At 65.6% G+C, this 23,801-nt stretch carries 18 protein-coding genes and 1 other RNA gene; 13 read left to right on the top strand and 6 right to left on the bottom strand.

From position 1 onward, the window contains the following. Window positions 1–2: 2 nt before the first annotated feature. Genes BXA00_RS16705 through gyrA form a run of 5 tightly spaced genes read right to left on the bottom strand, consistent with a single transcriptional unit; the run spans window position 3 to window position 6,906 of the window. Window positions 3–905, bottom strand: coding sequence for a prephenate dehydrogenase/arogenate dehydrogenase family protein (locus BXA00_RS16705; RefSeq protein WP_076519556.1), 903 nt, complete (start codon window positions 903–905; stop codon window positions 3–5). Further along, the gene (hisC, locus tag BXA00_RS16700; RefSeq protein ID WP_076521977.1) at window positions 902–2,023 is read right to left on the bottom strand and encodes a histidinol-phosphate transaminase; all 1,122 of its coding nucleotides are present in this window, start codon (window positions 2,021–2,023) and stop codon (window positions 902–904) included. Before hisC ends, BXA00_RS16705 begins: the two co-directional genes overlap by 4 nt. Before the next feature lie 14 nt (window positions 2,024–2,037). Next, a complete protein-coding gene (gene pheA, locus BXA00_RS16695; RefSeq protein ID WP_076519555.1) occupies window positions 2,038–3,123 on the bottom strand; it encodes a prephenate dehydratase in 1,086 nt (361 codons plus the stop codon). After that, window positions 3,116–4,246, bottom strand: a complete 1,131-nt coding sequence (gene serC, locus BXA00_RS16690) for a 3-phosphoserine/phosphohydroxythreonine transaminase (RefSeq protein ID WP_076519553.1) — start codon at window positions 4,244–4,246, stop codon at window positions 3,116–3,118. The genes pheA and serC overlap by 8 nt, the downstream gene beginning before the upstream one ends. Beyond that, complete coding sequence (gene gyrA, locus BXA00_RS16685) at window positions 4,246–6,906, bottom strand: DNA gyrase subunit A (RefSeq protein ID WP_076519551.1); 2,661 nt, start codon at window positions 6,904–6,906, stop codon at window positions 4,246–4,248. The genes serC and gyrA overlap by 1 nt, the downstream gene beginning before the upstream one ends. A 412-nt stretch (window positions 6,907–7,318) precedes the next feature. Here gyrA and ompA point away from each other — a divergent pair, with 412 nt between their 5' ends. From ompA to BXA00_RS16640, 9 genes are all read left to right on the top strand, one after another. Beyond that, window positions 7,319–7,900 (top strand): outer membrane protein OmpA, encoded by a 582-nt coding sequence (gene ompA / locus BXA00_RS16680; RefSeq protein WP_076519549.1) that lies wholly within the window; start codon window positions 7,319–7,321, stop codon window positions 7,898–7,900. 146 nt (window positions 7,901–8,046) lie between these two features. Beyond that, window positions 8,047–8,775, top strand: a complete 729-nt coding sequence (gene ubiG / locus BXA00_RS16675; protein ID WP_076519547.1) for a bifunctional 2-polyprenyl-6-hydroxyphenol methylase/3-demethylubiquinol 3-O-methyltransferase UbiG — start codon at window positions 8,047–8,049, stop codon at window positions 8,773–8,775. Then, window positions 8,772–9,446, top strand: a complete 675-nt coding sequence (locus BXA00_RS16670; RefSeq protein ID WP_076519546.1) for an HAD-IA family hydrolase — start codon at window positions 8,772–8,774, stop codon at window positions 9,444–9,446. Before ubiG ends, BXA00_RS16670 begins: the two co-directional genes overlap by 4 nt. Before the next feature lie 428 nt (window positions 9,447–9,874). Beyond that, window positions 9,875–11,053 (top strand): MFS transporter, encoded by a 1,179-nt coding sequence (locus BXA00_RS16665; protein ID WP_076519543.1) that lies wholly within the window; start codon window positions 9,875–9,877, stop codon window positions 11,051–11,053. Between the two features lie 86 nt (window positions 11,054–11,139). Then, window positions 11,140–11,528, top strand: a transfer-messenger RNA (tmRNA) gene (gene ssrA, locus BXA00_RS16660). Window positions 11,529–11,718: 190 nt separating this feature from the next. After that, entirely contained in the window at window positions 11,719–13,086 is a 1,368-nt protein-coding gene (locus BXA00_RS16655; protein WP_156902816.1) for a hypothetical protein, read from the top strand. Beyond that, a complete protein-coding gene (locus tag BXA00_RS16650; RefSeq protein WP_156902815.1) occupies window positions 13,061–13,387 on the top strand; it encodes a hypothetical protein in 327 nt (108 codons plus the stop codon). Before BXA00_RS16655 ends, BXA00_RS16650 begins: the two co-directional genes overlap by 26 nt. Before the next feature lie 349 nt (window positions 13,388–13,736). Then, complete coding sequence (locus BXA00_RS16645) at window positions 13,737–14,402, top strand: hypothetical protein (RefSeq protein WP_156902814.1); 666 nt, start codon at window positions 13,737–13,739, stop codon at window positions 14,400–14,402. Between the two features lie 25 nt (window positions 14,403–14,427). Next, a complete protein-coding gene (locus BXA00_RS16640; RefSeq protein WP_231952312.1) occupies window positions 14,428–14,748 on the top strand; it encodes a hypothetical protein in 321 nt (106 codons plus the stop codon). A 456-nt stretch (window positions 14,749–15,204) separates the two neighbouring features. Here BXA00_RS16640 and BXA00_RS16630 read toward each other — a convergent pair whose 3' ends face one another. Further along, on the bottom strand, window positions 15,205–15,453 hold the full coding sequence (locus BXA00_RS16630) for a hypothetical protein (protein WP_076519533.1): 249 nt from the start codon (window positions 15,451–15,453) through the stop codon (window positions 15,205–15,207). A gap of 471 nt (window positions 15,454–15,924) precedes the next feature. On the opposite strand from BXA00_RS16630, the gene wecB reads away from it, so the two are divergent. The 4 genes from wecB to BXA00_RS16610 are packed head-to-tail and all read left to right on the top strand — an operon-like array spanning window position 15,925 to window position 23,772. Beyond that, window positions 15,925–17,076: a non-hydrolyzing UDP-N-acetylglucosamine 2-epimerase gene (wecB, locus tag BXA00_RS16625; protein ID WP_076519531.1), complete on the top strand. Its 1,152-nt coding sequence runs from the start codon at window positions 15,925–15,927 to the stop codon at window positions 17,074–17,076. Window positions 17,077–17,112: 36 nt separating this feature from the next. Next, a complete protein-coding gene (locus BXA00_RS16620; protein WP_076519530.1) occupies window positions 17,113–19,326 on the top strand; it encodes a cellulose biosynthesis cyclic di-GMP-binding regulatory protein BcsB in 2,214 nt (737 codons plus the stop codon). Window positions 19,327–19,345: 19 nt separating this feature from the next. Beyond that, window positions 19,346–21,040 carry a glycosyl transferase family protein gene (locus BXA00_RS16615; protein WP_076519529.1) on the top strand — a complete coding sequence of 565 codons (1,695 nt, stop codon included), beginning with the start codon at window positions 19,346–19,348 and terminating at the stop codon, window positions 21,038–21,040. Then, on the top strand, window positions 21,037–23,772 hold the full coding sequence (locus tag BXA00_RS16610) for a hypothetical protein (protein ID WP_076519527.1): 2,736 nt from the start codon (window positions 21,037–21,039) through the stop codon (window positions 23,770–23,772). The genes BXA00_RS16615 and BXA00_RS16610 overlap by 4 nt, the downstream gene beginning before the upstream one ends. Window positions 23,773–23,801 lie beyond the last annotated feature (29 nt).

The raw sequence follows: 23,801 nt of genomic DNA, 5'->3' as shown, positions 1-23,801 counted from the left end.
AGCTACTCCTTGCGCCAGGCGCGGCGCGCGCGCGCCGCCGTGTCCAGCAGCGTCAGCAAAGCCTCGCCGTCGCCATCGGCGATGGCGCGCTCGGCACGGTCCAGCACCCCGCGCACGGCGGCCAGCTCGGCCAGCATCGCGTCACGGTTGGACAGAAAGATATCGCGCCACATCTCGGGCGATCCGGCGGCGATGCGGGTGAAGTCGCGAAAGCCGCTGCCCGCCAGCTCAAGCCGGGTGGCGGCATCGGCGGCCGTGGCCACCTGTTCCATATACACCGAGGACAGCAGGTGCGGCAGATGGCTCACCGAGGCGAGCACACGGTCGTGCGCCTCGGCGTCCATGTCGATGACGTCCGCGCCGCACGCCTGCCATGCCTGGCGCACGAGCGTCGTGGCCGCCGCGCCGTTTTCCGGCATGGGCGTGAGGATGACGGTGCGCCCGCGGTACAGGCTGGCGTCGGCGGCCTCGGGGCCGGTGCGCTCGGCGCCCGCGATCGGGTGACCGGGCACGAACTGCCCGATGCGATCGCCCAGCGCGTCGCGGGCGGCCAGGACCACCTCAGCCTTCGTGCTGCCCCCATCGGTCAGCACCGTGGCGGGGCCCAGGTGCGGCCGCATTTGCGACAGCACGTTCGTCAACCCGCCCACAGGCGTGGCCAACATGATGAGGTCCGCCCGGGCCGCGGCCGCTTCGGCCGTCACGGCTTCGTCGATGAGGCCCAGCTCCACGGCGCGCGCCAGCGATTGCGCATTGCGCCCCACGCCCAGCACCCGGCCGACCTGCCCCGCCTGCCGCAAGGCCGCGGCAAAGGAGCCGCCGATCAGGCCCACGCCAACCACCGCCAATACAGGAATCAGGGGGCCCGCGGCCCCCTGATTGGAAGAAGGCAACGCGTCGTTCATGCGGACAGGATGGCGGTCAAGGCGTCGATGAAGCGGGCGTTCTCCTGCGGCAGTCCGATGGAAACACGCAGCCACTCGGGCAGGCCGTCTCCGGCCACCGGCCGCACGATGACGCCGCGCTTGAGCAGTTCGAGGTTGATCCGCGGCGCGTCGCCAACGTGCACCAGCACGAAATTGCCGAAACTGGGCACGTAGCGCAGGTTCAGCTTTTCGAAGGCGGCGCAGAGCTGCGCCTTGCCCGCCTTGTTGGACGCGTAGGCTTCTTCGAGGTAGGCGGCGTCGCCCAGCGCGGCGATGGCCGCGGCCTGGGCCAGCGTGTTGACGTTGAACGGCTGGCGCACGCGGTTCAGCAGGTCGGTCAGGCCGGGCTGGGCGACCGAGAATCCGACTCGCAGGCCCGCCAGGCCGTAGGCCTTGGAAAAGGTGCGCGAGACGATCAGATTCGGATAGCGGCGCGCCAGCGCGGTGCTGTCAAAGCGCAATTCCGGATCCAGGTATTCGTTGTAGGCCTCGTCCAGGACGACCGTGACACGGTCGCCGTGCGCGGCGTGCACACGCTCCAGGAATTCGGCCACCTTGTCGCCCGGCACGAAGGTGCCGGTCGGGTTGTTCGGGTTGGCGATGAACACGAGACGCGTGTCATCGGCGATCGCGTCGAACATCGCATCCAGATCGTGGCCGTAGTCCACGGCGGGCACCACGATGTGGCGGGCACCGCGCGCTTGCGTGGCCAGGCGATAGACCGCGAACGAGTGCTGCGCATAGACCGCCGACGTGCCAGGCTCCAGCAGCGCCAGCGCCGCGATTTCCAGGATGTCGTTGGACCCGTTGCCCAGCGTGATCCAGCTCATCGGCACGCCGTAACGCTCGGCGAGCGCCGCCTTCAGGTCAAAGCCGTTGGGATCGGGATAGCGCGCCAGCGATTCGGCCGCGGCCAACATGGCCGCGCGCGCCGACTTGGGCATGCCCAAGGGGTTTTCATTGGAGGCCAGCTTGACGATGGTGGCCGGATCCAGCCCGAACTCGCGGGCCAGTTCTTCGATCGGCTTGCCTGCCTGATAGGGCGCGATGGCGCTGACGTGCGCGGGGGCGACGAGGGGCTTGGATGCGTTGGTCATCATGGTGTGGGATGTCACTGCGCCGGGTACGAGCCCAGCACTTTCAGATAGGCAACCTGCGCCTGCAATGTGGCCAGGGCGCGCTCGACATTCGGATCGCCCTGGTGACCCAGGACGTCGACGTAGAAATAATATTCCCACTGGCCCGTGCGCGCGGGACGCGACTCGAAGCGCGTCATCGACACGCCGTTGGCGGCCAGCGGCGCCAGCATTTCATAGACGGCGCCCGCGCGGTTCGGCACGGCCAGGATCAGGCTGGTCTTGTCCTTGCCGCTGGCGAGCGGCTCGATGTTGCCGATCGCCAGGAAACGGGTACGGTTGTGCGGATCGTCCTGGATGCCCGCAGCGATGATCTGCAGGTTCCATGCGGGCGCGGCCACCTCGCCCGCAATCGCGGCGATGCTCGGATCGCCCGCCGCGGCGCGCGCCGCTTCGGAATTGCTGGAAGCGGCCACGCGTTCGACGTCGGGATAATTGCGCGTCAGCCAGCCCTGGCACTGGGCCAGCGCCTGCGGATGCGCGGAGATCGTCCGGACCCCGTCCATGCTGCCCGATTGCGACATCAGGCAATGGCGGATGACGAGCGAACGCTCGCCAAGGATCTTGAGCGGCGTATTGAGCAGCAGGTCCAGGCTGCGGTTGACGGCGCCCTCGGTGGAGTTTTCCACCGGCACCATGCCCACGTCGGCCTGGCCGGCTTCGACCGCGCGAAAGACCTCGTCAAACGACGCGCAAGGCAGCTTCTGCACCGCGTGGCCGAAATGCTCCAGGGCAGCCTGCTCGGAGAACGAGCCCTGCGGCCCCAGGAATGCCACCGTCATGCCGCGCTCCAGGCCGCGGCAGGCGGAGATGATCTCGGTCCAGACCGAGGCCACGCCGGCATTGGGGAACGGGCCGGGATTGATTTGCTGAAGACGGCGGATGACTTCGGCCTCACGCTCGGGGCGCAGCACCGGACCGTCGGCCTGGACGGCATGCTTGGCCTCGCCCACTTCCAGCGCGGCGCGGGCGCGCTGAGACAGGAGATCGAGGATCTGCGCATCGAGCTCGTCGATGCGCTTGCGCAGGGGGAGCAGCTTGCGCTGCAGCTCATCAGCCATGGCGACGCTCGAATTCCTTCAGGTACTCGACCAGCGCCGCCACACCTTCCATGGGCACGGCGTTGTAGATGGAGGCACGCATGCCGCCCACGCTCTTGTGGCCCTTCAACTGCGTCAGGCCGGCCGCATCGGCGCCCTTCAGGAAGGCGTCGTTGAGCGACTCATCCCGCAGCACGAACGGCACGTTCATGCGGGAACGCACGGGCTTGTGGATGGGATTCGCGTAGAAGTCGGTGCCGTCCAGGTAGCCGTACAGCAGTTCGGCCTTGGCCTTGTTGGCCGCTTCCATGCCGGCCACGCCGCCATTGGCCTTGATCCACTTGAACACGAGCCCCGCGATGTAGATCGCGAAGGTGGGCGGCGTGTTGTAGCGCGAATGCTCGGCGGCGACGTTGGCGTAGTCGAAGGCAGACGGGCAGATCGGCAGCGCCTGGCCGATCAGGTCGCGGCGCGCGATGACCATGGTGACGCCCGCGGGGCCGGCGTTCTTCTGTGCGCCCGCATACACCATGCCGCAGCGCGACACGTCCATCGGACGCGACAGGAAATGCGACGAGGCGTCCACGACCAGCGGCACGTCGGGCGCGCCGAGGTCGGCGGCGTCGGGCCAGTCCATGAACTCGACGCCGCCGATGGTTTCATTGCTGCACAGGTGCAGGTAGGCCGATTCCTTGCGCACCTGCCAGGTTTCCACCGGCGGCACCCAGGTCAGCGGCGCCTGCTCGCGCCCGTCGATCACGGCAGCCTGCTCGCTGCTGGCGGCCACGTGCGTGCTGCCGTAGCGGCCGGCTTCCTTGTAGGAACGCTTGGACCAATGGCCCGTCACGACGAAATCCGCAGCCGGCGCGCCGCGGCGCCCCATGAGGTTCATGGGGACGATGGCGTTTTCCCCGGAACCGCCGCCCTGCATGAACATGACGGCGTAGTCCGCCGGCAGGCCCAGCAGTTCGCGCAGATCGGATTCTGCTTCGTCGCAGATCTGCACGAAGTGCTTGCCGCGATGGCTCATTTCCATCACGGACATGCCGCTGCCGTGCCAATCCAACATTTCTGCAGCGGCTTGCTGCAGCACCACCTCGGGCAAGGCCGAGGGGCCTGCCGAGAAGTTCCAGGGGCGGGCCATTATTGCTCCGTAGGTTCCGTCGAATCCGCTGCGTCGCTGCTGTCGTCGCCACCGGCTTGCTGGCCGTCTTCGTCCAGTTCGCCATCGTCGTCCGCATCGCTTTCCACGACGCGGCGCACGCCGGACAGCGTGCTGCCGTCGTCGACGTTGATCAGCGTGACGCCCTGCGTCGCACGGCCCATTTCGCGGATTTCCGCGACGCGGGTGCGCACCAGGACGCCGCCGGTGGTGATGAGCATGATTTCATCAGAAGGCATGACCAGCACCGCACCCACCACCTTGCCGTTGCGCGAGGTGGTCTGGATGGCGATCATGCCCTTGGTGCCACGGCCGTGGCGGGTGTACTCCGCGATCGGCGTGCGCTTGCCATAGCCGTTTTCAGTGGCCGTCAGCACGGTCTGCGTCTCGTCGCCAGCCACCAGCAGCGCGATCACCGTCTGCGTGTCTTCGAGCATCATGCCGCGCACGCCGCGCGCATTGCGGCCCATCGGGCGCACGTCGTTCTCGTCGAAGCGCACGGCCTTGCCGGCGTCCGAGAACAGCATGACGTCATGCTTGCCGTCGGTGAGGTCGGCGCCGATCAGGTAGTCGCCATCGTCAAGGTCGACGGCGATGATGCCGGCCTTGCGGGGGTTGGAGAAGTCGGACAGCGGGGTCTTCTTGACCGTGCCGCGCGAGGTCGCCATGAAGACATAGTGGTCTTCGCTGAATTCCTTGACCGGCAGCACCACCGTGATCTTCTCGCCTTCGGCCAGCGGGAACATGTTGACGATGGGCTTGCCGCGCGAATTGCGCGTGCCCTGCGGCACTTCCCAGACCTTCAGCCAGTACACGCGGCCGCGGTTGGAGAAGCACAGCAGGAAGTCGTGCGTGTTGGCGATGAAGAGCTGGTCGATCCAGTCGTTTTCCTTCATGGCCGTCGCCTGCTTGCCGCGACCGCCGCGCTTTTGCGATCGGTACTCGGACAGCGGCTGGCTCTTGATGTAGCCGCCGTGCGACAGCGTGACCACCATGTCGGTCGGCGTGATCAGGTCTTCGGTGTCGAGCTCGGTCGCGTTCAGTTCGATTTCCGAACGGCGCGAATCCTTGGCGCCGGTCGAGAACTCGGCCTTGATGGCCTGCAGTTCGTCGCTGATGATGGTCGTGATGCGCTCGGGGCGGGCCAGGATGTCGAGCAGGTCGGCGATCGTGGACATGATGTCGCGGTATTCGCCGACGATCTTGTCCTGTTCCAGCCCGGTCAGGCGCTGCAGGCGCATGTTCAGGATTTCCTGCGCCTGCGTGTCGCTCAGGCGATACAGGCCATCGCCCTGCAGGCCGAATTCGGCGCTCAGGTCGTCCGGTCGGAAAGCCGCGCGGCCGCCAGGCGTGTCGCCATCGGCGCGCGACAGCATTTCGCGCACCAGCGACGAATCCCAGGACTTCGCCATCAGTTCCTGACGGGCGACCGGCGGGGTCGGCGCCGCCTTGATGATCGCGATGAAATCGTCGATGTTGGCCAGCGCCACCGCCAGGCCTTCCAGCACGTGGCCGCGCTCGCGGGCCTTGCGCAACTGGAACACGGTGCGGCGCGTGACGACTTCCCGGCGATGCTGCAGGAAGTAGTCGATCATCTGCTTCAGGTTGAGCAGGCGGGGCTGGCCGTCGACCAGCGCCACCAGGTTCATCCCGAAGGTGTCCTGCAGCTGCGTATTCTTATAGAGGTTGTTCAGCACGACCTCGGGCACTTCACCGCGCTTGAGCTCGATGACCAGGCGCATGCCATCCTTGTCGGATTCGTCCCGGATATCCGAGATGCCTTCGATCTTCTTGTCGTTGACCAGCTCGGCGATGCGTTCCTGCAGGGTCTTCTTGTTGACCTGGTAGGGAATCGCGTCGATGACGATCGCCTGGCGATTGCCCTTCTCCATGTCTTCGAAGTGCGTCTTGGCGCGCATGATGACGCGGCCGCGACCCGTGCGATAGCCTTCGCGCACGCCGGACATGCCGTAGATGATGCCGCCCGTGGGGAAGTCCGGCGCCGGGATGAGCTCGATCAGCTCATCGACCGTGCACGCCGGATTGCGCAGGCAGTACAGGCAGCCGTCGACCACTTCCTGGAGGTTGTGCGGCGGAATGTTGGTGGCCATGCCCACCGCGATGCCCGAGCTGCCGTTGACCAGCAGGTTGGGCAGGCGCGACGGCAAGAGCAGCGGTTCCTGCTCGCTGCCGTCGTAGTTGGGGCCGAAGTCGACGGTTTCCTGGTCGATGTCGGCCAGGAGCTCGTGGGCAATCTTGGCCAGGCGGATTTCGGTGTAACGCATCGCCGCGGCGTTGTCGCCGTCGATGGAACCGAAGTTGCCCTGGCCGTCGACCAGCATGTAGCGCATGGAGAAATCCTGCGCCATGCGGACGATCGTGTCGTAGACGGACTGGTCGCCGTGGGGGTGGTACTTACCGATGACGTCCCCGACGATACGCGCGGACTTCTTGTAGGCGCGGTTCCAGTCGTTGTTCAGCTCGTGCATCGCGTAGAGCACGCGCCGGTGGACGGGCTTGAGGCCGTCCCGCACATCCGGTAGCGCCCGACCGACGATCACGCTCATTGCGTAATCGAGGTAACTGCGGCGCATCTCTTCTTCCAGCGATACCGGAAGCGTCTCCTTGGCAAAGGAATCCATATATATAACGACAGAATCGTGTAAGGAGGAACCCGGGCCGGGTAAACAGGAAATTCTATCATTCGATTGGCGGGGCGACCTGAAGGCCGACGTGAACGCGTCTCAACCGGGCCGGAACGGGGCGACCGGAAGCGCCGCCCGGCCACGCCCACCCAAGCCCCAAGGGCCTGTTGTCAAAAACCAACATGGGAAACGGAAGGAGCGCCGAAAACGTCATATCCAGCATTAATGCGCCTGTCCAGGGAAGCCAAAGCCCCCCAAATGCCTTAAGATTGTTTCCAGCACGCAGGAAACCCAGTAGCTATTCCTTTGAACCAGCTCTTGGCGTTGCTATACTGGCCCCGTTTTCCTGATATGCGGCGGGGGTTCGCTGCGAGTCACTTATCCAGCTTCAAGCTCAACGAGGAGAAACATGAACAAACCCTCCAAATTCGCTCTGGCGCTCGCCTTCGCCGCCGTCACGGCCTCTGGTGTAGCTTCCGCGCAAACCGTGGACAACTGGCGCAACCCGTTCGGTGACGTTTGGAAGAACGGCACGAACGAACTGTGCTGGCGCGATGCCTTCTGGACCCCGGCCACCGGCATCCCCGGCTGCGACGGCGTCCCGGTTGCCCAACAGAAGGCGAAGCCGGCCCCGATGGCGGCAAAGGTCGTGTTCAATGCTGACACGTTCTTCGACTTCGACAAGTCGGTCCTGAAGCCTGAAGGTCGCCAACTGCTGCAGCAAGTCGCTCAGCAAGTTCGCACGATCGATCTGGAAACCATCATCGCCGTCGGCCACACCGACTCGATCGGTACCGAACAGTACAACCAGAAGCTGTCCGAGCGCCGCGCCGCTTCGGTTAAGGCTTACCTGGTCAGCCTCGGCATCGACCCCAACCGTATCTACACGGAAGGCAAGGGCGAACTGCAGCCGATCGCTTCCAACAAGACGAAGGAAGGTCGCGCCCAGAACCGTCGCGTTGAGATCGAAATCGTGGGTAGCCGCAAGTAATTGCCGGACTAGCTACAATAAGGGGGCCTCGCATAGCGAGGCCCTTTTTTTCGCCGGCAATGCACCCAACTGGTGCAATGCCGCGCCCTCCTCGCCTTGTGCGCTGGACCCCTCTATATATAGAGCTGCCTTATGCCGGACTGCCCATGAACACGCAATCTCACGACACCGCGCAAGCCTCCATCAACGCCGACCAGGCTGAAATCGACAAGTTCAGCGCCCTGGCCAGCCGCTGGTGGGACCCCGAAAGCGAGTTCAAGCCGCTGCATGCGATCAATCCGCTGCGGCTGGAATGGATCCAGGAGTGCGCGGGCAGCCTTGCCGGACGCAAGGTGCTGGACGTGGGCTGCGGTGGCGGCATCCTGTCCGAAGCCATGGCCCGCGGCGGCGCCGACGTGACGGGCATCGACCTGGCCGACAAGTCCCTGAAGATCGCACGCCTGCATGGCCTGGAATCCGGCGTGAAGGTGGAATACCGCAAGGTGCCCGCGGAGGAACTGGCTGTCGAGCAGCCCGGCCAATACGACGTGGTGACCTGCATGGAAATGCTGGAGCATGTGCCGGACCCCGCCTCGATCGTGCGCGCCTGCGCCACGCTGGTCAAACCTGGCGGCTGGGTCTTCTTTTCGACGCTGAACCGCAACCCGAAGTCGTTCCTTTTTGCGATCATCGGCGCCGAATACGTGCTGCGTCTGTTGCCTCGTGGCACGCACACCTACGACCAGTTCATCAAGCCGAGCGAGCTGTCGGCGGCGGCGCGCGGCGCGGGCCTGGAACCGGTCGGCATGCGCGGCATGGAATACAACCCGATCACCCAGATCTACACACTGTCGTCCGACACGTCGGTCAACTACCTGATGGCTACCCGCAAATGAGCGCCCTGATCCTGTTCGATTTCGACGGCACCCTGGCCGACACCGCCCCCGACCTGGCCGCCGCCGCAAACCGCCAGCGCACCCGTCGCGGACTGGAGCCGATGGCCTACGAGGCGCTGCGGCCCGTGGCCTCGCAGGGCGCGCGCGGGCTGTTGCGGGTGGCGCTCGACCTGCAGCCCGGCGACCCGGATTACGAGCCGACGCGGCTGCAGTTCCTGGAAGACTACGCCGCCAGTTCGACGGTGCACAGCAAGCTCTTTCCCGGCATCGAAGACCTGCTGGCCGACATCCGCGGCCGCGGCATGTCCTGGGGCATCGTCACCAACAAGGTCACCTACCTGACCTTGCCCATCGTCGAATTCCTGGACCTGACGCGCGACAGCGCCGTGCTGGTTTGCGGCGACACCACCGCCCACGCCAAGCCGCATCCCCTGCCTTTGCAGCACGCCGCCCGCGAGGCGGGCTTTGCGACCGATCGCTGTGTCTACGTCGGCGATGACCTGCGCGACATCCAGGCCGCGCACGCCGCGGGCATGCCCGCCGTGGCGGCCGCCTACGGCTACGTCGGCGAAGACGACGACGTCATTGCGTGGCAGGCGGAAACCTGCGCCCACTCGCCCGCGGACCTGTGGTCCGCCATCGAACCGCTGCTGCCGCGCGACCTGCGCTGACGCGCAACTCAGGCCCGCCCGCCGGGCGGCCTGGTGCGGCGCCGGCGTGCCGGCTTCGCCCGCGATGATCCGTCTTCCTCGCCGCCCCAACCTCTTTTCGTCACGGCTCGTCTGTGCGGCCGTGGATTGTCCAGGCCGATTAGCGCTTCGGGCCGACTAATCTATCCGGATGCCGAGGGTTTATCCGGCAGCCCATGTCCCCTACAGTGTGAACCGTGCATGGCGCTCCGGATTTTCCCGGATTGCATGCTTTCCGGCCCGTGCCGGCGTTGCGGCCTTTCCAGGCCGCAACGAATTCGATGCCGGCGGGCCCTGCGCCTGCCGCCCCTGCCCCGCCATCGCCAGGCGGCGCACCTCTGACCGCTGGACCACACGCTCCACCGCCCTGACCGCGCGGCGCCATTCGGCGTCGCGTCCTAGGAATGCCTATGCTTTTGCCTATCTTGCTTCTGTCCGCTGCCGGCTTCACCATCCTGACCACCGAATTCCTGATCGTGGGGCTGCTGCCCGCCCTGGCCCGCGACCTGGACGTGACGGTTTCCCAGGCCGGCTTGCTGGTGACCCTGTTTGCCTTCACCGTCGCGGCGACCGGCCCCCTGTTGACCGCCCTGATGGCGAACCTGGAACGCAAGCGCCTCTTCATTGGCGTGCTTGCGCTGTTTGGCCTGTCCAATGCCCTGGCGGCCGTGGCGCCCAACATCTGGGTCATGGCGATCGCCCGCTTCGTGCCGGCGCTGGCTCTGCCGGTGTTCTGGTCGCTTGCCAGCGCCACCGCGGTGGAAATCGTCGGACCGGCGCGGGCCGGGCGGGCCATTTCGACGGTCGCCTTTGGCATCGTGGCGGCCACGGTGTTCGGCATTCCCATCGGCGTCCTGATCTCGGACGCATTCGGATGGCGCGCCGCGTTCTGGGTGCTGTCGGCCGTGGCATTCGCCAAAGCCCTGCTGCTGCTCGTCGCCTTTCCCAAAACCCGCGTCCGCACCGAGAACGTGCGACTCGTCACGCAGGTGCGCATCCTGCGCAACCCCATGGTGGTGGGCCACGTGCTGCTGTCGCTGCTGGTGTTCACGGGCATGTTCACGGCCTACACGTATCTGGCGGACATGCTGGAACGGCTGGCTGGCTTTGACGGCGAGACGGTGGGCTGGACGATGATGGCGTTTGGCGCGGTCGGCCTGGTCGGCAACACTTTGGGCGGGCGGATCGTGGACCGCAGCCCGCTGGGCGCCACGAGCCTGTTCTCGGCGCTGATGGCGGTGGGTCTGGCGTTCGTCGCGCCGGTCATGCAGTCGCCCGGCCTGCTCGCCGTGGCGCTTGGGATCTGGGGCATTGCGCAGGCCGCGCTATTCATCGTGTGCCACGTACGGCTGATGAAGTCCGCCCCCGAGGCGCCCGCGTTTGCCGCATCCCTGAACATTTCCGGCGCCAACATCGGCATCGGGCTGGGCGCGGTCGTGGGCGGCCATGTGATCGACCAGTACGGGCTGGCGACCCTGGGCTGGGCCGCCGCCGCGATCGTGGGCATATCCGTGGCTTTGGCGGCGCTGATGATGGCGGCGTCGCGCGCCGGCCGGCCATCCAAGGCCGAGTGCGCGAATGCGGCCTGAACCGGGCGCTTCACCCGCGCCACACCGGCAATGATGGACCGCGCCTATGGCGGGCTATTGTGTTTGCCAGTACAATAGAATTTCTTGGGGCCGATCCGGATTCGACGTGGGTCGCGAAACAACTCAGGGCATGCCGAGCACCAGTACGCTCGTTAAACCACTGGAACACTACAAACGCCAACGACGAGCGTTTCGCTCTCGCCGCTTAAGCGGTGAGCCGCTGCACTGATCTGTCCTTGGGTCAGGCGGAGGAAGGCAACTTCCTAGGGGGGTAACCCTCGAACCGCAGCAGCGACATTCACAAGGAATCGGTCTGCGCTGGGGTCACACGGCTCAGATTTAAATTACGTGAATCGCTTTGGTCCGGCCTGTCGGTTGGCTAAGTCCAAAGTTAAAACCAAATAAATCGACTACGCATGTAGAACTGGTTGCGGAGGGCTTGCGGACGGGGGTTCAATTCCCCCCGGCTCCACCAAATACTCTAGCAATATCAAGCACTTAGGAAAGGCCAACTTTAAAAGTTGGCTTTTTTTTTGGGGCTGTTTTGGGCTGAGTGGTCAGCATTTAAATACGAGTCTCCGCGCTCAATTGCGCAATCGGACCGCTCGGAAACACATTCCAATATGTGTAACAATAAGGGATTCTTGGTTCGTCGCTCTTCTACTATGAAAAGAATTCCGCTCGAACAGGCCTTAATGGCTCTACGCCGCCGGCCCGCGCTGGACCTTCAAAAAAGAAAGCGTATTGCGGCGCAACGCCGTCGGCGTGGGCTGAGCACGGAAAGCGGCGAGCGGCGCGACCTGTTCGGACCTAGGTCGAAGGTCATCGGCCTGCTTGCTCGACACGCCTTCAGAAGCCTGGCGGCTCAAAAACGAAAAATAACCGTCAAAGTGCCACCCGTGCTGTCCATACTGGACGCCCCCGAGGACGCCATAGTGCTGGCTTGCTCGTTCGCAAGGGCACTGCACGAGGGAAAGTCGATACGAACGATTACGTTCCACCACCAGCAACTGCGAAAGTACGACCTGGCGGCCAACGCGCTGTTGGACATTGTGGCATCCGAATTTGAGGCTCAGTTCAAGATTAAACGCAGTCGAGCGAGACTGCGGTTCAATGGCTATCTCCCCAATGAGGCGAGTGTTCAGCGGTTTATTCGCGCGATAGGCATCATCAAACACCTCGGAGTCGAACACGAAGCGCCCAGCGAAGCCGAAGCCAGCCAGCTCGAAGTCTTTGACTCTCGGCAAAAGCACTACTCCCCCAAAAAAAAAGGGACAGGTGCCGGCAAGGTCGACTCCACCGCTCGCAGGTTTGTGGATCACATCAACAAGTGCCTCAACACCACGAAACACGAACTCACTCCAGACGGTTTGAACAGCCTCACTGAGTACATCACGGAGATCCTCAACAATGCGGAGGAACACCCCGGCTTCGTCGACTGGACATTGCAGGGCTATTTGGATCAAAGTGCCCCCACCCCATGGTGCGAGATCGCGATCTTTAACTTTGGTCGATCAATTGCGGAATCCCTCTTGCAACTGCCCAAGCCATGTTACACATGGGACCAAATCGGCCCCTACGTCGAAATGCACAGCGGAAAGCGTTTATTTAGCCCTGACTGGCGTGAGCAAGACTTGACCACGGTCGTGGCGCTCCAGCCTGATGTCAGCTCTAAGAACAGGACGGTGGAGGATACCCGCGGCCAAGGTACGGTCGATCTGATCCAATTTTTTCAAAGAGTGTACGAAGAATGCACTAACGCAAAAAACTGCGCGGCGGAGATGGCAATTCTGTCGGGAAGCACCTATATTAGGTTTGACGGCACTCACAAATTGGCGTCTGACGAGCCTGGCGGACGTAGGAAGATTGCGTTCAATGCGACTAATGACTTGAACGAACGGCCCGACCCCACGTTTGTGCGGCCGCTGGGTAAGTTACATTTCCCGGGTACAATCATCAGCATCAGGTTTCCCCTAACCTCTGCAACCTTGGTCGGGGAGAGCGAGAATGGAACAGAAAGTGATGAAGATTGACTTAGCGAACTTCGAAGGTCCGGTGTACTCCGGCCGTGAGCGCGGTGAGACGATTCGCAAGCAAGTCCAACTCGACAACGCGGATGCTGACGCCAGTTTGCTGGTGGATGTGGTCGTCCCGCGAAACGCGTACAGCGTCACGAGTTCCTTCTTTCTAGGCTTGTTTGGTCCGAGCATTGTGACCGCCGGGTCTCGGGAGCGTTTCTATCGCAAGTTCCGCTTTGCCGCGCAGCCAACTATCCTCAAACGCATGGACTCCTTTGTTGTCCGCGCGTTGCAACGAAAGGCGCTGTTTGGCTAGCGCCCACATTGCGTTTCAGCACCATTGCGGCCGCTCACGAGCGGCCGCAATCATGTATTGCATAGTGCTCCTCGCTACCGCTTCAGGGGCCCTTGGCGCGCGGATCGCGAACGCAAATCCGAGCCCATCTAAGGACGTTGCGACGGCCCCGAATTCTTCGACCCCGGGGCACGTGCCGCCCGGTTCGAAAAGTGCGGAACAGCCCGCAGGGAAGGAGCAAGCCCCTTCCGCTGCACGACCCGCCGCGGCAGACGTGGTGGTTCGACCTTCCGGGCTCGCCCCGGGCGAAAAGGAGACGTCAAATCCAAAGCCGGTCTCCGTGCCGCCGCCTACTCCCAAAGGCGGCGCCGTGGGCGGCTCCGCCCCCCACGAGAACACAACTGACCCGGCCAACTCGCTCGCCAAAGAAACGTTCGCCAGCAACGCGCTACCATCGCCTGACGTTACTCTCGGAGACCTGGGCCGAGCCACCCCTCTCAAGGTGGAGATGGTGCCTGCGGAATCATTTTTTGAGAAGCAGGTTGTCGCCATCCTGGCTCTGATCGCATCTCTCATCGGGTTTTGGTTCACGTGGTTTATGACCTCCCGCACCCGTAAACAATCCATCCACGACGAGTTCTGGATGCGGCAGGTCACCTATCCACGTATCGTGGAGCCAATCATTCAGTACATGGCGGAAGTGGTGCAGCAGCTACCGGGGGAGGCCACATTGGAAGAGCCATCGACCGAAGCGGATTCGTTCGGTCAGGAATTCGCAGCAAAGGTAGAGGGTTTGAGATCATCCCTGGTGCTCCTTAAAGCAACGATGAGCGAGCACGTTGCCCAACAGGTTTACGATACGATGGAGGCCGCCCTGGAAGATATAGAAGATGCTGTGACCAGCTACTGTTCATTGCACTCCGATCCGATTTCGGTTGCCCCTCCGCCGCTCACACACACCTCCACCCTTCAGGCGATTCAAGTCGGCATGGGCAAGTTGGTCGGTTCTTTGAGAGACTTTCAACAGAGGGCTTAAAGCAGCCCATCGCAGAGCGAAACGTGTGCAGCCACTACCAGACGCTGAGCTGCTGCTGAAGAAGTTCGGCGTGACCCGGCCCGGCATCCTGGGTAAGTACGACATGTGGCCGCGGTATCAAGGGATCTTCGTCCCCCGGACTCCGGAGCATGATGCCGGCGACGAGGCGGTGCCGAGCCTGGAGGCCATCACAGGCCGCTGGGGCCTGGTCTCTGGATCCACTCGGCCGGACGCGCTCCCCGGCGCAGAGAAGCTGTCCACCTTCAATGCTCGCGACGACCGGGTCGCCAACGCCTTCCTTCCGGAACGCCTGGCACCGGGCGCAGCACTCGATCATCCCTGCTGATGCGATCTTTGAACCCGATCTGCGGCGGAAAGGCGATCAGCCAATCCGCAAGACTCTGTGGCAGCCGGCCCTGAAGCGCGCCAAGGTGCGTTACAGGGTTCCACATTAGACCCGGCATACATACGTCTCAATGATGCTGTCCGCCGGAGAGCATCTCATGTGGGTTGCCAATCAGATGGGGCACGCGGACTGGGGCATGATTCGGCGGGTCTATGGCCGCTGGATGCCGGACGCCGCCCCCGACGCAAGGTCCAAGGCAGAAGCTCTGTGGCGCCTCAAATGGTCAGAATTTGGTCAACATCATCCCCAAGACCCGCATAAACACTGGCTAGCCCGGGGGTTCAATTCCCCCCGGCTCCACCAAATTCCGTTCAGCAACGTCAGCTGAAACCAAAAATCCTCAAGGATGCCGATCCTTGAGGATTTTTTTCGTCCCGGCGGGCCGTAGCCCCGCAGTCATTGCCGGTTGACCCAATCCTGTGCGCCTTCGATGAACCACGGCAGGTTCAGCCGTTCGCCCTCTCCGGACTGGATGGTCAGGCGCTGGCCGGAGGGATTGGGGTTGGTGGCGGACGGGGGCGAGTCCAGGGGACGGCTGCGGTAGTCCAGGTCGGTTCGCTGGGGCTGCGTGTCGGCGCAGGCGGCGATCGAGGCGAATGCCGCGATGGCGAGGACCAGCCGCAGCGCTACGTGGGGAGTCTTCATGGTGTTCGGGTTCCTGCTGGCGGCACGGGCCGGGGTGCCGGGCATTCTAGGCCGCTACCCTTAACCTTACTCGCAATCGGGTGCCCTGCGGGCGCCCCGTCCCTGTGGCGCGTCGACCACAAATGGCCCGGCCGGACCGGCCGTCGTCTGTATCAGTATTTCACCGGCCCGCGTCGGCCAGGATACGCAACGCGACCGGGGAAGGCCCATTGCGGCCTAAGCCCCGACCCGATGCAACTGAAATAGGTTGTTTCACGCCATCAGCCCTCCTCGCGGTAACGCCGCGCCGCTGATCGGACCCCGAATTTGGCCGCCAAACCCGCATGGGCATTGGGAGTCGAAGAATCGGCCTGGGTCAGGGAGACGGACCAGTCCATGGAATGGTTCGACATAATCAGACACATATTACGAATGCTTTCAAGACACAATGAACGCCAAAAATGCCACCGGCGCTGGAGGCCCGTTCGCGCTATGAAAGTCCTGTCGATATTTGGCACGCGCCCGGAGGCCATCAAGATGGCGCCGCTGGTTACGGCGCTGCAGCGCGAGCCGACGATCCATAGCGTGGTCTGCGTGACCGGACAACATCGGGAGATGCTGGACCAGGTGCTGACGCTGTTTGACGTGAAGGCGCAGCACGACCTGGACATCATGGTGCCCAACCAGTCGCTGAACGGTTTGTATGCCCGCCTGATCAGCCGCGTCGACGGCGTGCTGGAAGCGGAGAAGCCCGATTGCGTGCTGGTGCATGGCGACACGAGCACGGCATCGGCCTGCGCGCTGGCGTCGTTCCACCGGCGCGTGCGCATCGGGCACGTGGAGGCGGGACTGCGCACGGGCAATCTGGCGATGCCCTTCCCCGAGGAAATGAACCGCCGCGTGGTCGATGCGGTAGGCAATCTGCTCTTCGCGCCGACCACGGAATCGCGCGGCAATCTGCTGCGCGAGAACCTGGCCGGGAGCATCACGGTGACCGGCAATACGGTGATCGACGCGCTGGCGATGACCTGCGCCAAGCTGACCGCCGGCGGCGCGCTGGACCATGCGCTGCGGACCCGGTACGCCTGGCTAGACCCGAACCGGCGGCTGCTGCTGGTGACGGGCCACCGGCGCGAGAGCTTCGGCGAGGGGTTTCGCAACATCTGCGCGGCGCTGGCCGAACTGGCGCGGCGGCCGGACCTGCAGATCGTCTACCCGGTCCATTTGAACCCCCAGGTCCGTGGCGTGGTGATGAGCGAGTTGTCCGGACGGCCGAACGTGCACCTGATCGAGCCCCTGGATTACCTCGACTTCGTCTGGTTCATGCGGCGGTCTCATCTGATCCTCACCGATTCCGGCGGCGTGCAGGAAGAGGCGCCCTACCTGGGCAAGCCGGTGCTGGTGATGCGCGACGTCACGGAGCGGCCGGAAGCGGTGCGGGCCGGCACGGTGGCGCTGGTGGGCACCGATGTGCGCCGCATCGTCGGCGAAGTGGGCCGGTTGCTCGATGACCCCGCGCTGCACGGCGCCTTTTCGCGCCGGATCAATCCGTATGGCGACGGCAAGGCCAGCCAGCGCATCGTGGATGCGCTCTGCGCGCGCCCCGTGGCGGAATTCGATCCCTACGCCGCCTCTCCCGTCTGAACCCCTGCCGCGATGCCTTTCCTGCCTGGAGCCTTCATGCCCCTTTCCTTACGAGCCACCGATGTCCGTGAGCTGTGCCGCGCCCTGATTGCGGCCGGACTGCTGGCGCCGCTGGGCGCGCTTGCCAGTCCCGCGGGCGACGCGCTGCGCAGCCTGCAACGTGACGTCCTGGTGACGCGCAGCGCCACGCTGGAAGACCTGGGCATCACCGAGCCCGTCGTGCTGAGCAACAGCGATGCGCGCCAGGAGTTCTATCTGCCGGTGCCGCGCGGCGTGCCGATCACGGACGCCACGCTGGATTTCGATGCGCGCTACACCAAGGGCGAACCGGGCCGGACCAGCATGGTGCTGTGGGTCGACGGCGTGCCGCAGGTTGCGCAGCGGATCGCGGATGGCGACGGGTCGGCCAGCCGCGCCTTGCACGTCGACCCCCGTATCCGCGAGTCGGGTTTTCTGCGCGTGGGCGTGGACTGGCAATCCGACATCGCGCGGCGCCAATGTGAAAGCAACCGCGCCACGGGCAATGCGCTGAGGATCTCGCCGCAGACGCGGCTGAGCTACCGCTATGACGCGTCGGCAATCAACAGCCTGGACGATGCGTGGGGCTCGCTGCCCGCCCGGCCCGTGCTCATGGTCGCCGGCCGCAAGCTGGACCAGCAGGCCTTTGACAGCGCCTGGCGCCTGGGCGTGGCGATGGAGCGCGGCGGCAAGCGAGTGGCGGTCAAGGCCTTCCCGTCGGTGGGCGACGAGGTCGACACGCGCGGCCTGCAGGTCCCCGCGGGGCTGGCGCAGGTGCCGGCGTTTGCCGCGGTGGCCGGCAAAGAAACGCACACGCTCGCCAACCCTGCGGAAATCGGCGCCCTGCTGGTGATGGGCGCGCCGTCCGTGGCCGGCGACGTGGTGATTGCCGATGCCGCGCTCGGCACGAAATACAACGCGGCGCTGGACGCCCTGCAGGCGCAGCTTGCCTCGGACGCCGACGCCGCGGACGCCTTCAAGGCGTGGCGCCAGCAGCGCATGCCGCTGGCGGGCGCGGGACTGCCTTCCAAAACGATCCGCCTGGCGCCGCTGGGCCGGCAGGCGGTGATCGCCGTGGCGCCCGACGCGGGCGCGCAGGGCGCGGGCGTGTTCGACACCGCCTGGCGCCGCATCCTGGCCAGCCGCCAGGTGCAGGTGCAGACGGCCACGCCCCCGCAGTCGATGCCGGACGGCGGCGTGCGCCTGTCCAGCCTGGGCGGCTCGTCGGCGAGCTTTGACGTGGTGGCGCGCGGCGACTGGAACGCGGTTTTCCCGCTGGCCGCCGTGACCGCCGACGGCCGCGTGCCGGATGAGCTGGTCATGGATGTGGCCGCCGCGCCCGGCGCATCGTCGACGCGTCCGGTGGCGTCTGTGTTCTGGAACGGCATCCTGCTGGGCGCCCGGCAATTGGAAGCCGACGGGCATCCGGAACGCCTGACCGCGCGGGTGCCCACCTATGCGCTGGGCGTGACCAACACCGTGCGCGTGACCTTCCAGCGCCAGCCCGTGTCCGTGGACTGCAATGAGATTCCGCAGGGCTTTCCCGTCAACGTGCTGCCGACCAGCTATGTGAAGCCGGGGAAGGCGCAGCCGGACGGCACGTTCGTGGGCCTGCTGCCGCTGATGGCCGGCTCGCCCCAGGTGCTGATTCCGGACAGCTATCTGGCCGACGCGCCCGACAACATCAAGCGCGTGATCGGCATCGCGGCGGCCAGCGGCGTGTCGGCCACGCGCGCCGAGCTGTCGGTCTCTCCCGCGGGCCAGCCGGTCAAACCGGCGCGCCCCTTCCTGGCGATGGAATTGCCGGTGGAAGGCGCAAAGGCCGCGGTCCAGGTCACCGAGCGCAAGCAGTTGCAGGTGGCCGGCAAGGACACGACGTGGCTGGACATTGCCGGCCTCACCCGCCTGAGCACGGCCGAGGTGGTCAGCGCCGGCGGCCAGGACGGCATCCTGTGGCACACGCTGGGGCAGCAGCCGGGCATGACGGACGCCCCCTTCGTGCTCAATCGCGGCAACATCGCGCTCATCGGCGCGGCGGGCCCGGTGGCCTGGATCGACAGCGCCAACCCGGACGCGAGCCATCCGCCCGGCGCGGGCGAGAGCGCCTTTTTCGAGTGGCGCCGCTATATCTCGTGGAGCGTGCCGGCCGTCAGCATCAGCCTGCTGGTGCTGCTGCTGATCCTGATCCTGGCGATGCGCGTGAGCCGCAGGAAGAAGAAGGAACCCAGGTAATCCGAAAGGACCAGGCGCCATGTCCTCGCTCTACTGGCCCTACCTGATCGCGGACTACTACCGCGGCCTGGAGGTCGTCACCGCCGTGGTGGGCGTGATCATCCTGCTGTCCAGCCTGGATGATCTGTTCATCGACGGCTGGTACTGGGTGCGCGAGCTGTGGCGGTCGCTGACCATCAAGCGCCGCTACACGCCGCTGACCGCCGCGCAGCTTCGCGCCAAGGAAGAGCAGCCGCTCGCGATCATGGTGCCGGCCTGGCTGGAGTACGACGTGATCGCGTCGATGCTGGAGACCATGGTGTCGACGCTGGAATACAAGAACTACATGATCTTTGCCGGCACCTACCGGAACGACGAGCGCACGATCAAGGAAGTGGAGCGGATGCGCCGCCGCTATCGCCAACTGATCCGCGTGGAGGTGCCGCACGACGGTCCGACCTGCAAGGCGGATTGCCTGAACTGGATCGTGCAGGCGATCTTCGCGCAGGATGCCAAGCAGCCCGTGCCATTCGCCGGCGTGATCCTGCACGACAGCGAGGACGTGCTGCACCCGCTGGAGCTCAAGTACTACAACTACCTGCTGCCGCGTATCGACTTCATCCAGCTTCCCGTGACGTCGCTGGAGCGGCACTGGTACGAGCTGGTGGCGGGCACCTACATGGATGAGTTCGCGGAATGGCACACCAAGGATCTGGTGGTGCGCGAGAGCCTGTCGAAGATGGTGCCGTCGGCCGGCGTGGGCACGTGCTTTTCGCGCCGCGCGCTGCTGGAGCTGGCGGCCGAGACGAATAACCAGCCGTTCAACACGGACACGCTGACCGAGGACTACGACATCGGCGCGCGGTTGGCCCAGCGCGGCATGCGCCAGATCTTCGGCAAATTCCCCGTCGAATACGTGACGCGCCGCCAGTCCTGGTTCGGCATGGGCAAGGAACGCGTCGCGCCCCTGCGCATGCCGCTGGGCGTGCGCGAATACTTTCCCAACACGTTCCGCACCGCCTACCGGCAGAAGGCGCGCTGGACGCTGGGGATCGGCCTGCAAGGCTGGCAGCAGGTGGGATGGACGGGATCCCTCGCGACCCGGTACCTGCTGTTCCGCGACCGCAAGGGCCTGGTCACGTCCTTCATTGCGATCCTGGCCTATGTGCTGCTGGCCAATTTCTTTGTCTTTTACCTGGCCGACCTGTTTGGCTGGTGGACGGTGTACTACCCCTCTTACTTCCGGCCCGGCGGCTGGCTGGTGACGCTGATGTGGGCCAATGCCGTCGCGCTGCTGCTGCGCGTGGTGCAGCGCGCCTATTTCGTCGGCCGGATGTACGGCTGGGAACATGCGCTGCTGTCGATTCCCCGGATGATCGTGGGCAACTTCATCAACGCCATGGCGGCGGCGCGGGCCTGGCGTTTGTTCATCGGCCACCTGATCACGGGCAAGCGGCTGGCGTGGGACAAGACCATGCATGACTTTCCGTCCACCGACCAGCTCGCGCAGCAGCGCCAGCGGCTGGGCGAGCTGCTGCTGTCCTGGCAGGCGATCGACCAGTCCACGCTGGAACGGGCGCTGGAGATCCAGGCCCGCGAGAACAAGCCGCTGGGCCAGATCCTGACCGAACAAGGCTGGCTGGACGAAGGCACGCTGCACGAAGCCATCCAATTCCAACAGGCCGGACAAGGCGAACCGCCCGCCGCCCCCGGCACCAAACCCGCTGCGCCATGACGTCTTTTCCCCGATCGCTCGTTCTGTCCGCCGCCCTGGCCTGTGCCTGGGCCGCGGCGCCTGCGGGCGTCCAGGCCGAGGCCAGGACCGAAGCGCCGCTGGAAGGCGCCGCGTGGCAGTTCGCCGACGAGGGCTACAAGAACTACGACGCGGGCAACTATGCGCTGGCGCAGCAGCAGGCCGAATCGGCCATCGTCCTGCGCCCCGACGTCGAGCGCCTGCGGCTGCTGTTGATCTATTCCCTGCAGAAACAGGGCAAGATCCAGGAAGCCGACAAGGCGGCCGCCGACGCCATCGCCAGCGGCCTGGACACGCCCGCCCTGCGCCAGGCGCGCGCCAACCTGCGCCCCGCCGCGGCCCGACCTGACGCGGCCCGACCGGCCGCCGCAGCCAGGCCTGCCAGCGCTTATCAGCGCGGCTTTCCGATCGCCACCCGCGCCTACGCGGACTACAACCGCGCGGACTACCCCGCGGCCGAGCGCGGCGCCGAACGCGCGTTCCGGATCGATCCCAAACAAGGCGCCTGGGCCATGCTGTGGCTCGACGCGCTGGAAGCACAAGGCAAATACGCCGAGGCCGAGGCGGCGGCCGCCCGGGCGCTGGCGCTGGGCGCGCCCAACCGGAATGACCTGGCCGCGCGCCAGCAGACGCTCAAGCGCCGGATGGCGGTCAAGCCGGCCGAGGCGGGTTACCAGGCGCTGATCGCCAACCGCCCGGGCGACGCCGTGCCGCTCGCGCGGCAGGCCGTCGCGCTGGCCCCGGAAAGCCCCAGCCACCGCCTGCTGCTGATTACCGCCCTCATGCTGGACAACCAGCTCGACGCGGCGGAGCAGGCCGCCACGGACGCCATGCTGCAGGACGACGAGAATACGGTCGCGCTGTTGATGCGCGGCTATCTGCGCCAGCGCCAGGGCAAGACGCAAGAGGCCGACGCGGACTTCGACGCGGCGCTCGGCCAGGACTGGCTGGACGACGAACAGCGGCGCAACGTGCGCCTGATCGCGGCCGACGCGGCGCTGGCGGCCGGCGAAAACGCGCGCGCGCTGGCGCTGGTCGAACCGCTGGGCGGCAAGGACGAGGCGGCGGCGCAGCGCATCAAACGCGCGCGCGCCCGCCCCGCCATCCCCGCCACCCTGACGCTGGCCAACTATCCCGCCCCGGTGCAGGACTGCCGCGACACGCCCTACGGCACGTCCTGCGAGCTGTTGCCGTCGGACGCCGCGGGCAGCGGCGGTCCCGCGTCGCTGGCCTATGCCGCCTATGCGCGCGAGGATTACCCGGAAGCGATCCGCCAGGCGCGCAAGGCGGTCGAGCAGGACCCCGCCAACAAGGAGTACCAGCGCCTGCTGACCACCACGCTGGCGGCCGGCAACCCCGCGCAGCTGGCCGAGGCCAATGCCCGCATGAGCGAGGCCCTGGCTGCGCAGCCCGACGATCCCGCGCTGCTGATGCAGCGCGGCTACCTGCACCAGCGCATGCGCCAGCCTGGACTGGCGCTGCAGGATTTCCAGGCCGCGCGCGCCACCGGCAAAGCCCCGCCCACGGTGATCCTGGACGAAGGCTACGCGCTGGCCGGCACGGGCGACAAGCGGGGCGCCGTCGATCGGCTCAAGGAGGCCATCGACGAGAACGATGCGGGCAAGCTCGACCTGACGCCCCAGCAGCGATTCGATACGCGCAATGCCATCGGCGGCCTGGCGCGCGAATGGGGCGGCTATTTCTCGGCCGGCTACCGCGGCGCGCGGCCGGCCTCGTCCGGGCTGGGCGGCGCGGCCATCACGGTGCCCGGGGACGCCGTGTTCAGCACCGCCGAGATCTTCTGGCGGCCGTCGGATTTCCTGAACTCGTCGACGCGCACCTTCGAACTCTATGGCCGTCTGTCCAACACCCTGTACGACAAGGGAGGCAGGACCGCCAGCCAGACCGTGTCCGATCCGTGCGGCGGGACCGTCGACATCCAGGAAGCCACCAATCAGGGCATCTCCGGCATTCCCACGACCATCGGCTCGCTGGGCATGCGATTCACGCCGTCCACCGAAGTGGGCGTGACGTTCGGCCTGGAGCGCCAGTTCAACCTGGGCAGCGCCACGCGCCGCGGCACGTTCAGCCCCGACCCGGCGGCGCTGCGCTGCGCGCTCAACCGCGACAACCAGACGGCGCACTACCAGACGGATGCCGGCAGCGGCGGCTGGCTGGCCTATGTGACCTACGGACTCTATGAAGGCACCACGCTGCGCATCGACCGTCCCGACTGGTTCACGATGGAGGGCTACGTCCAGGCCGGTTATTCGTGGCAGGACATGCCCGCGAAGTTCTGGCTGCGCGACAACGCGACGGGCGTGGACGGCGAGAAGTCGTCGGGCCGCTTGAAGCGCGACCAGGCCTTCGGCGCCGGCGAACTGCGCGTGGGCCGCAGCTACCGCGTGGACGCGATCAGCGAACGCCTGGTGTTCTTTCCGTATGCGGTGATCGGCGCGGACTGGCTGTGGAACAAGAACCGGGTGACGGGCTTTGACATCGACGGTTCCGACTCCTACCGGCTGCTGGGCGACAACGCCTCGTGGTCGATGGGCGCGGGCCCCGGCTTCAACTTGCGCTACTGGTTCCGGGAAGACCACTACACCGCGCCCATGTCCTATCTGGACCTGACGACCCAATACCGTTTCAACATCGGCGGCGGGCAGGCCGACCGGGCCAAGGGCCTGTTCATCAACCTGACCCTGTCGTACTGACGGCACGCCGACCCGCATCAAAAGGAGAG

Origin of the sequence: Achromobacter sp. MFA1 R4 (assembly GCF_900156745.1) — a bacterium.
Lineage (GTDB): Bacteria > Pseudomonadota > Gammaproteobacteria > Burkholderiales > Burkholderiaceae_B > Achromobacter.
Note: the sequence above shows the minus strand (reverse complement) of the source record. Positions and strands in the feature narration are given on the sequence as shown.

Coding starts and splice junctions, on each gene's coding strand:
- BXA00_RS16705 (WP_076519556.1), bottom strand. CDS start 905: ATGAACGACGCGTTGCCTTCTTCCAATCAGGGGGCCGCGGGCCCCCTG.
- hisC (WP_076521977.1), bottom strand. CDS start 2,023: ATGACCAACGCATCCAAGCCCCTCGTCGCCCCCGCGCACGTCAGCGCC.
- pheA (WP_076519555.1), bottom strand. CDS start 3,123: ATGGCTGATGAGCTGCAGCGCAAGCTGCTCCCCCTGCGCAAGCGCATC.
- serC (WP_076519553.1), bottom strand. CDS start 4,246: ATGGCCCGCCCCTGGAACTTCTCGGCAGGCCCCTCGGCCTTGCCCGAG.
- gyrA (WP_076519551.1), bottom strand. CDS start 6,906: ATGGATTCCTTTGCCAAGGAGACGCTTCCGGTATCGCTGGAAGAAGAG.
- ompA (WP_076519549.1), top strand. CDS start 7,319: ATGAACAAACCCTCCAAATTCGCTCTGGCGCTCGCCTTCGCCGCCGTC.
- ubiG (WP_076519547.1), top strand. CDS start 8,047: ATGAACACGCAATCTCACGACACCGCGCAAGCCTCCATCAACGCCGAC.
- BXA00_RS16670 (WP_076519546.1), top strand. CDS start 8,772: ATGAGCGCCCTGATCCTGTTCGATTTCGACGGCACCCTGGCCGACACC.
- BXA00_RS16665 (WP_076519543.1), top strand. CDS start 9,875: ATGCTTTTGCCTATCTTGCTTCTGTCCGCTGCCGGCTTCACCATCCTG.
- BXA00_RS16655 (WP_156902816.1), top strand. CDS start 11,719: ATGAAAAGAATTCCGCTCGAACAGGCCTTAATGGCTCTACGCCGCCGG.
- BXA00_RS16650 (WP_156902815.1), top strand. CDS start 13,061: ATGGAACAGAAAGTGATGAAGATTGACTTAGCGAACTTCGAAGGTCCG.
- BXA00_RS16630 (WP_076519533.1), bottom strand. CDS start 15,453: ATGAAGACTCCCCACGTAGCGCTGCGGCTGGTCCTCGCCATCGCGGCA.
- wecB (WP_076519531.1), top strand. CDS start 15,925: ATGAAAGTCCTGTCGATATTTGGCACGCGCCCGGAGGCCATCAAGATG.
- BXA00_RS16620 (WP_076519530.1), top strand. CDS start 17,113: ATGCCCCTTTCCTTACGAGCCACCGATGTCCGTGAGCTGTGCCGCGCC.
- BXA00_RS16615 (WP_076519529.1), top strand. CDS start 19,346: ATGTCCTCGCTCTACTGGCCCTACCTGATCGCGGACTACTACCGCGGC.
- BXA00_RS16610 (WP_076519527.1), top strand. CDS start 21,037: ATGACGTCTTTTCCCCGATCGCTCGTTCTGTCCGCCGCCCTGGCCTGT.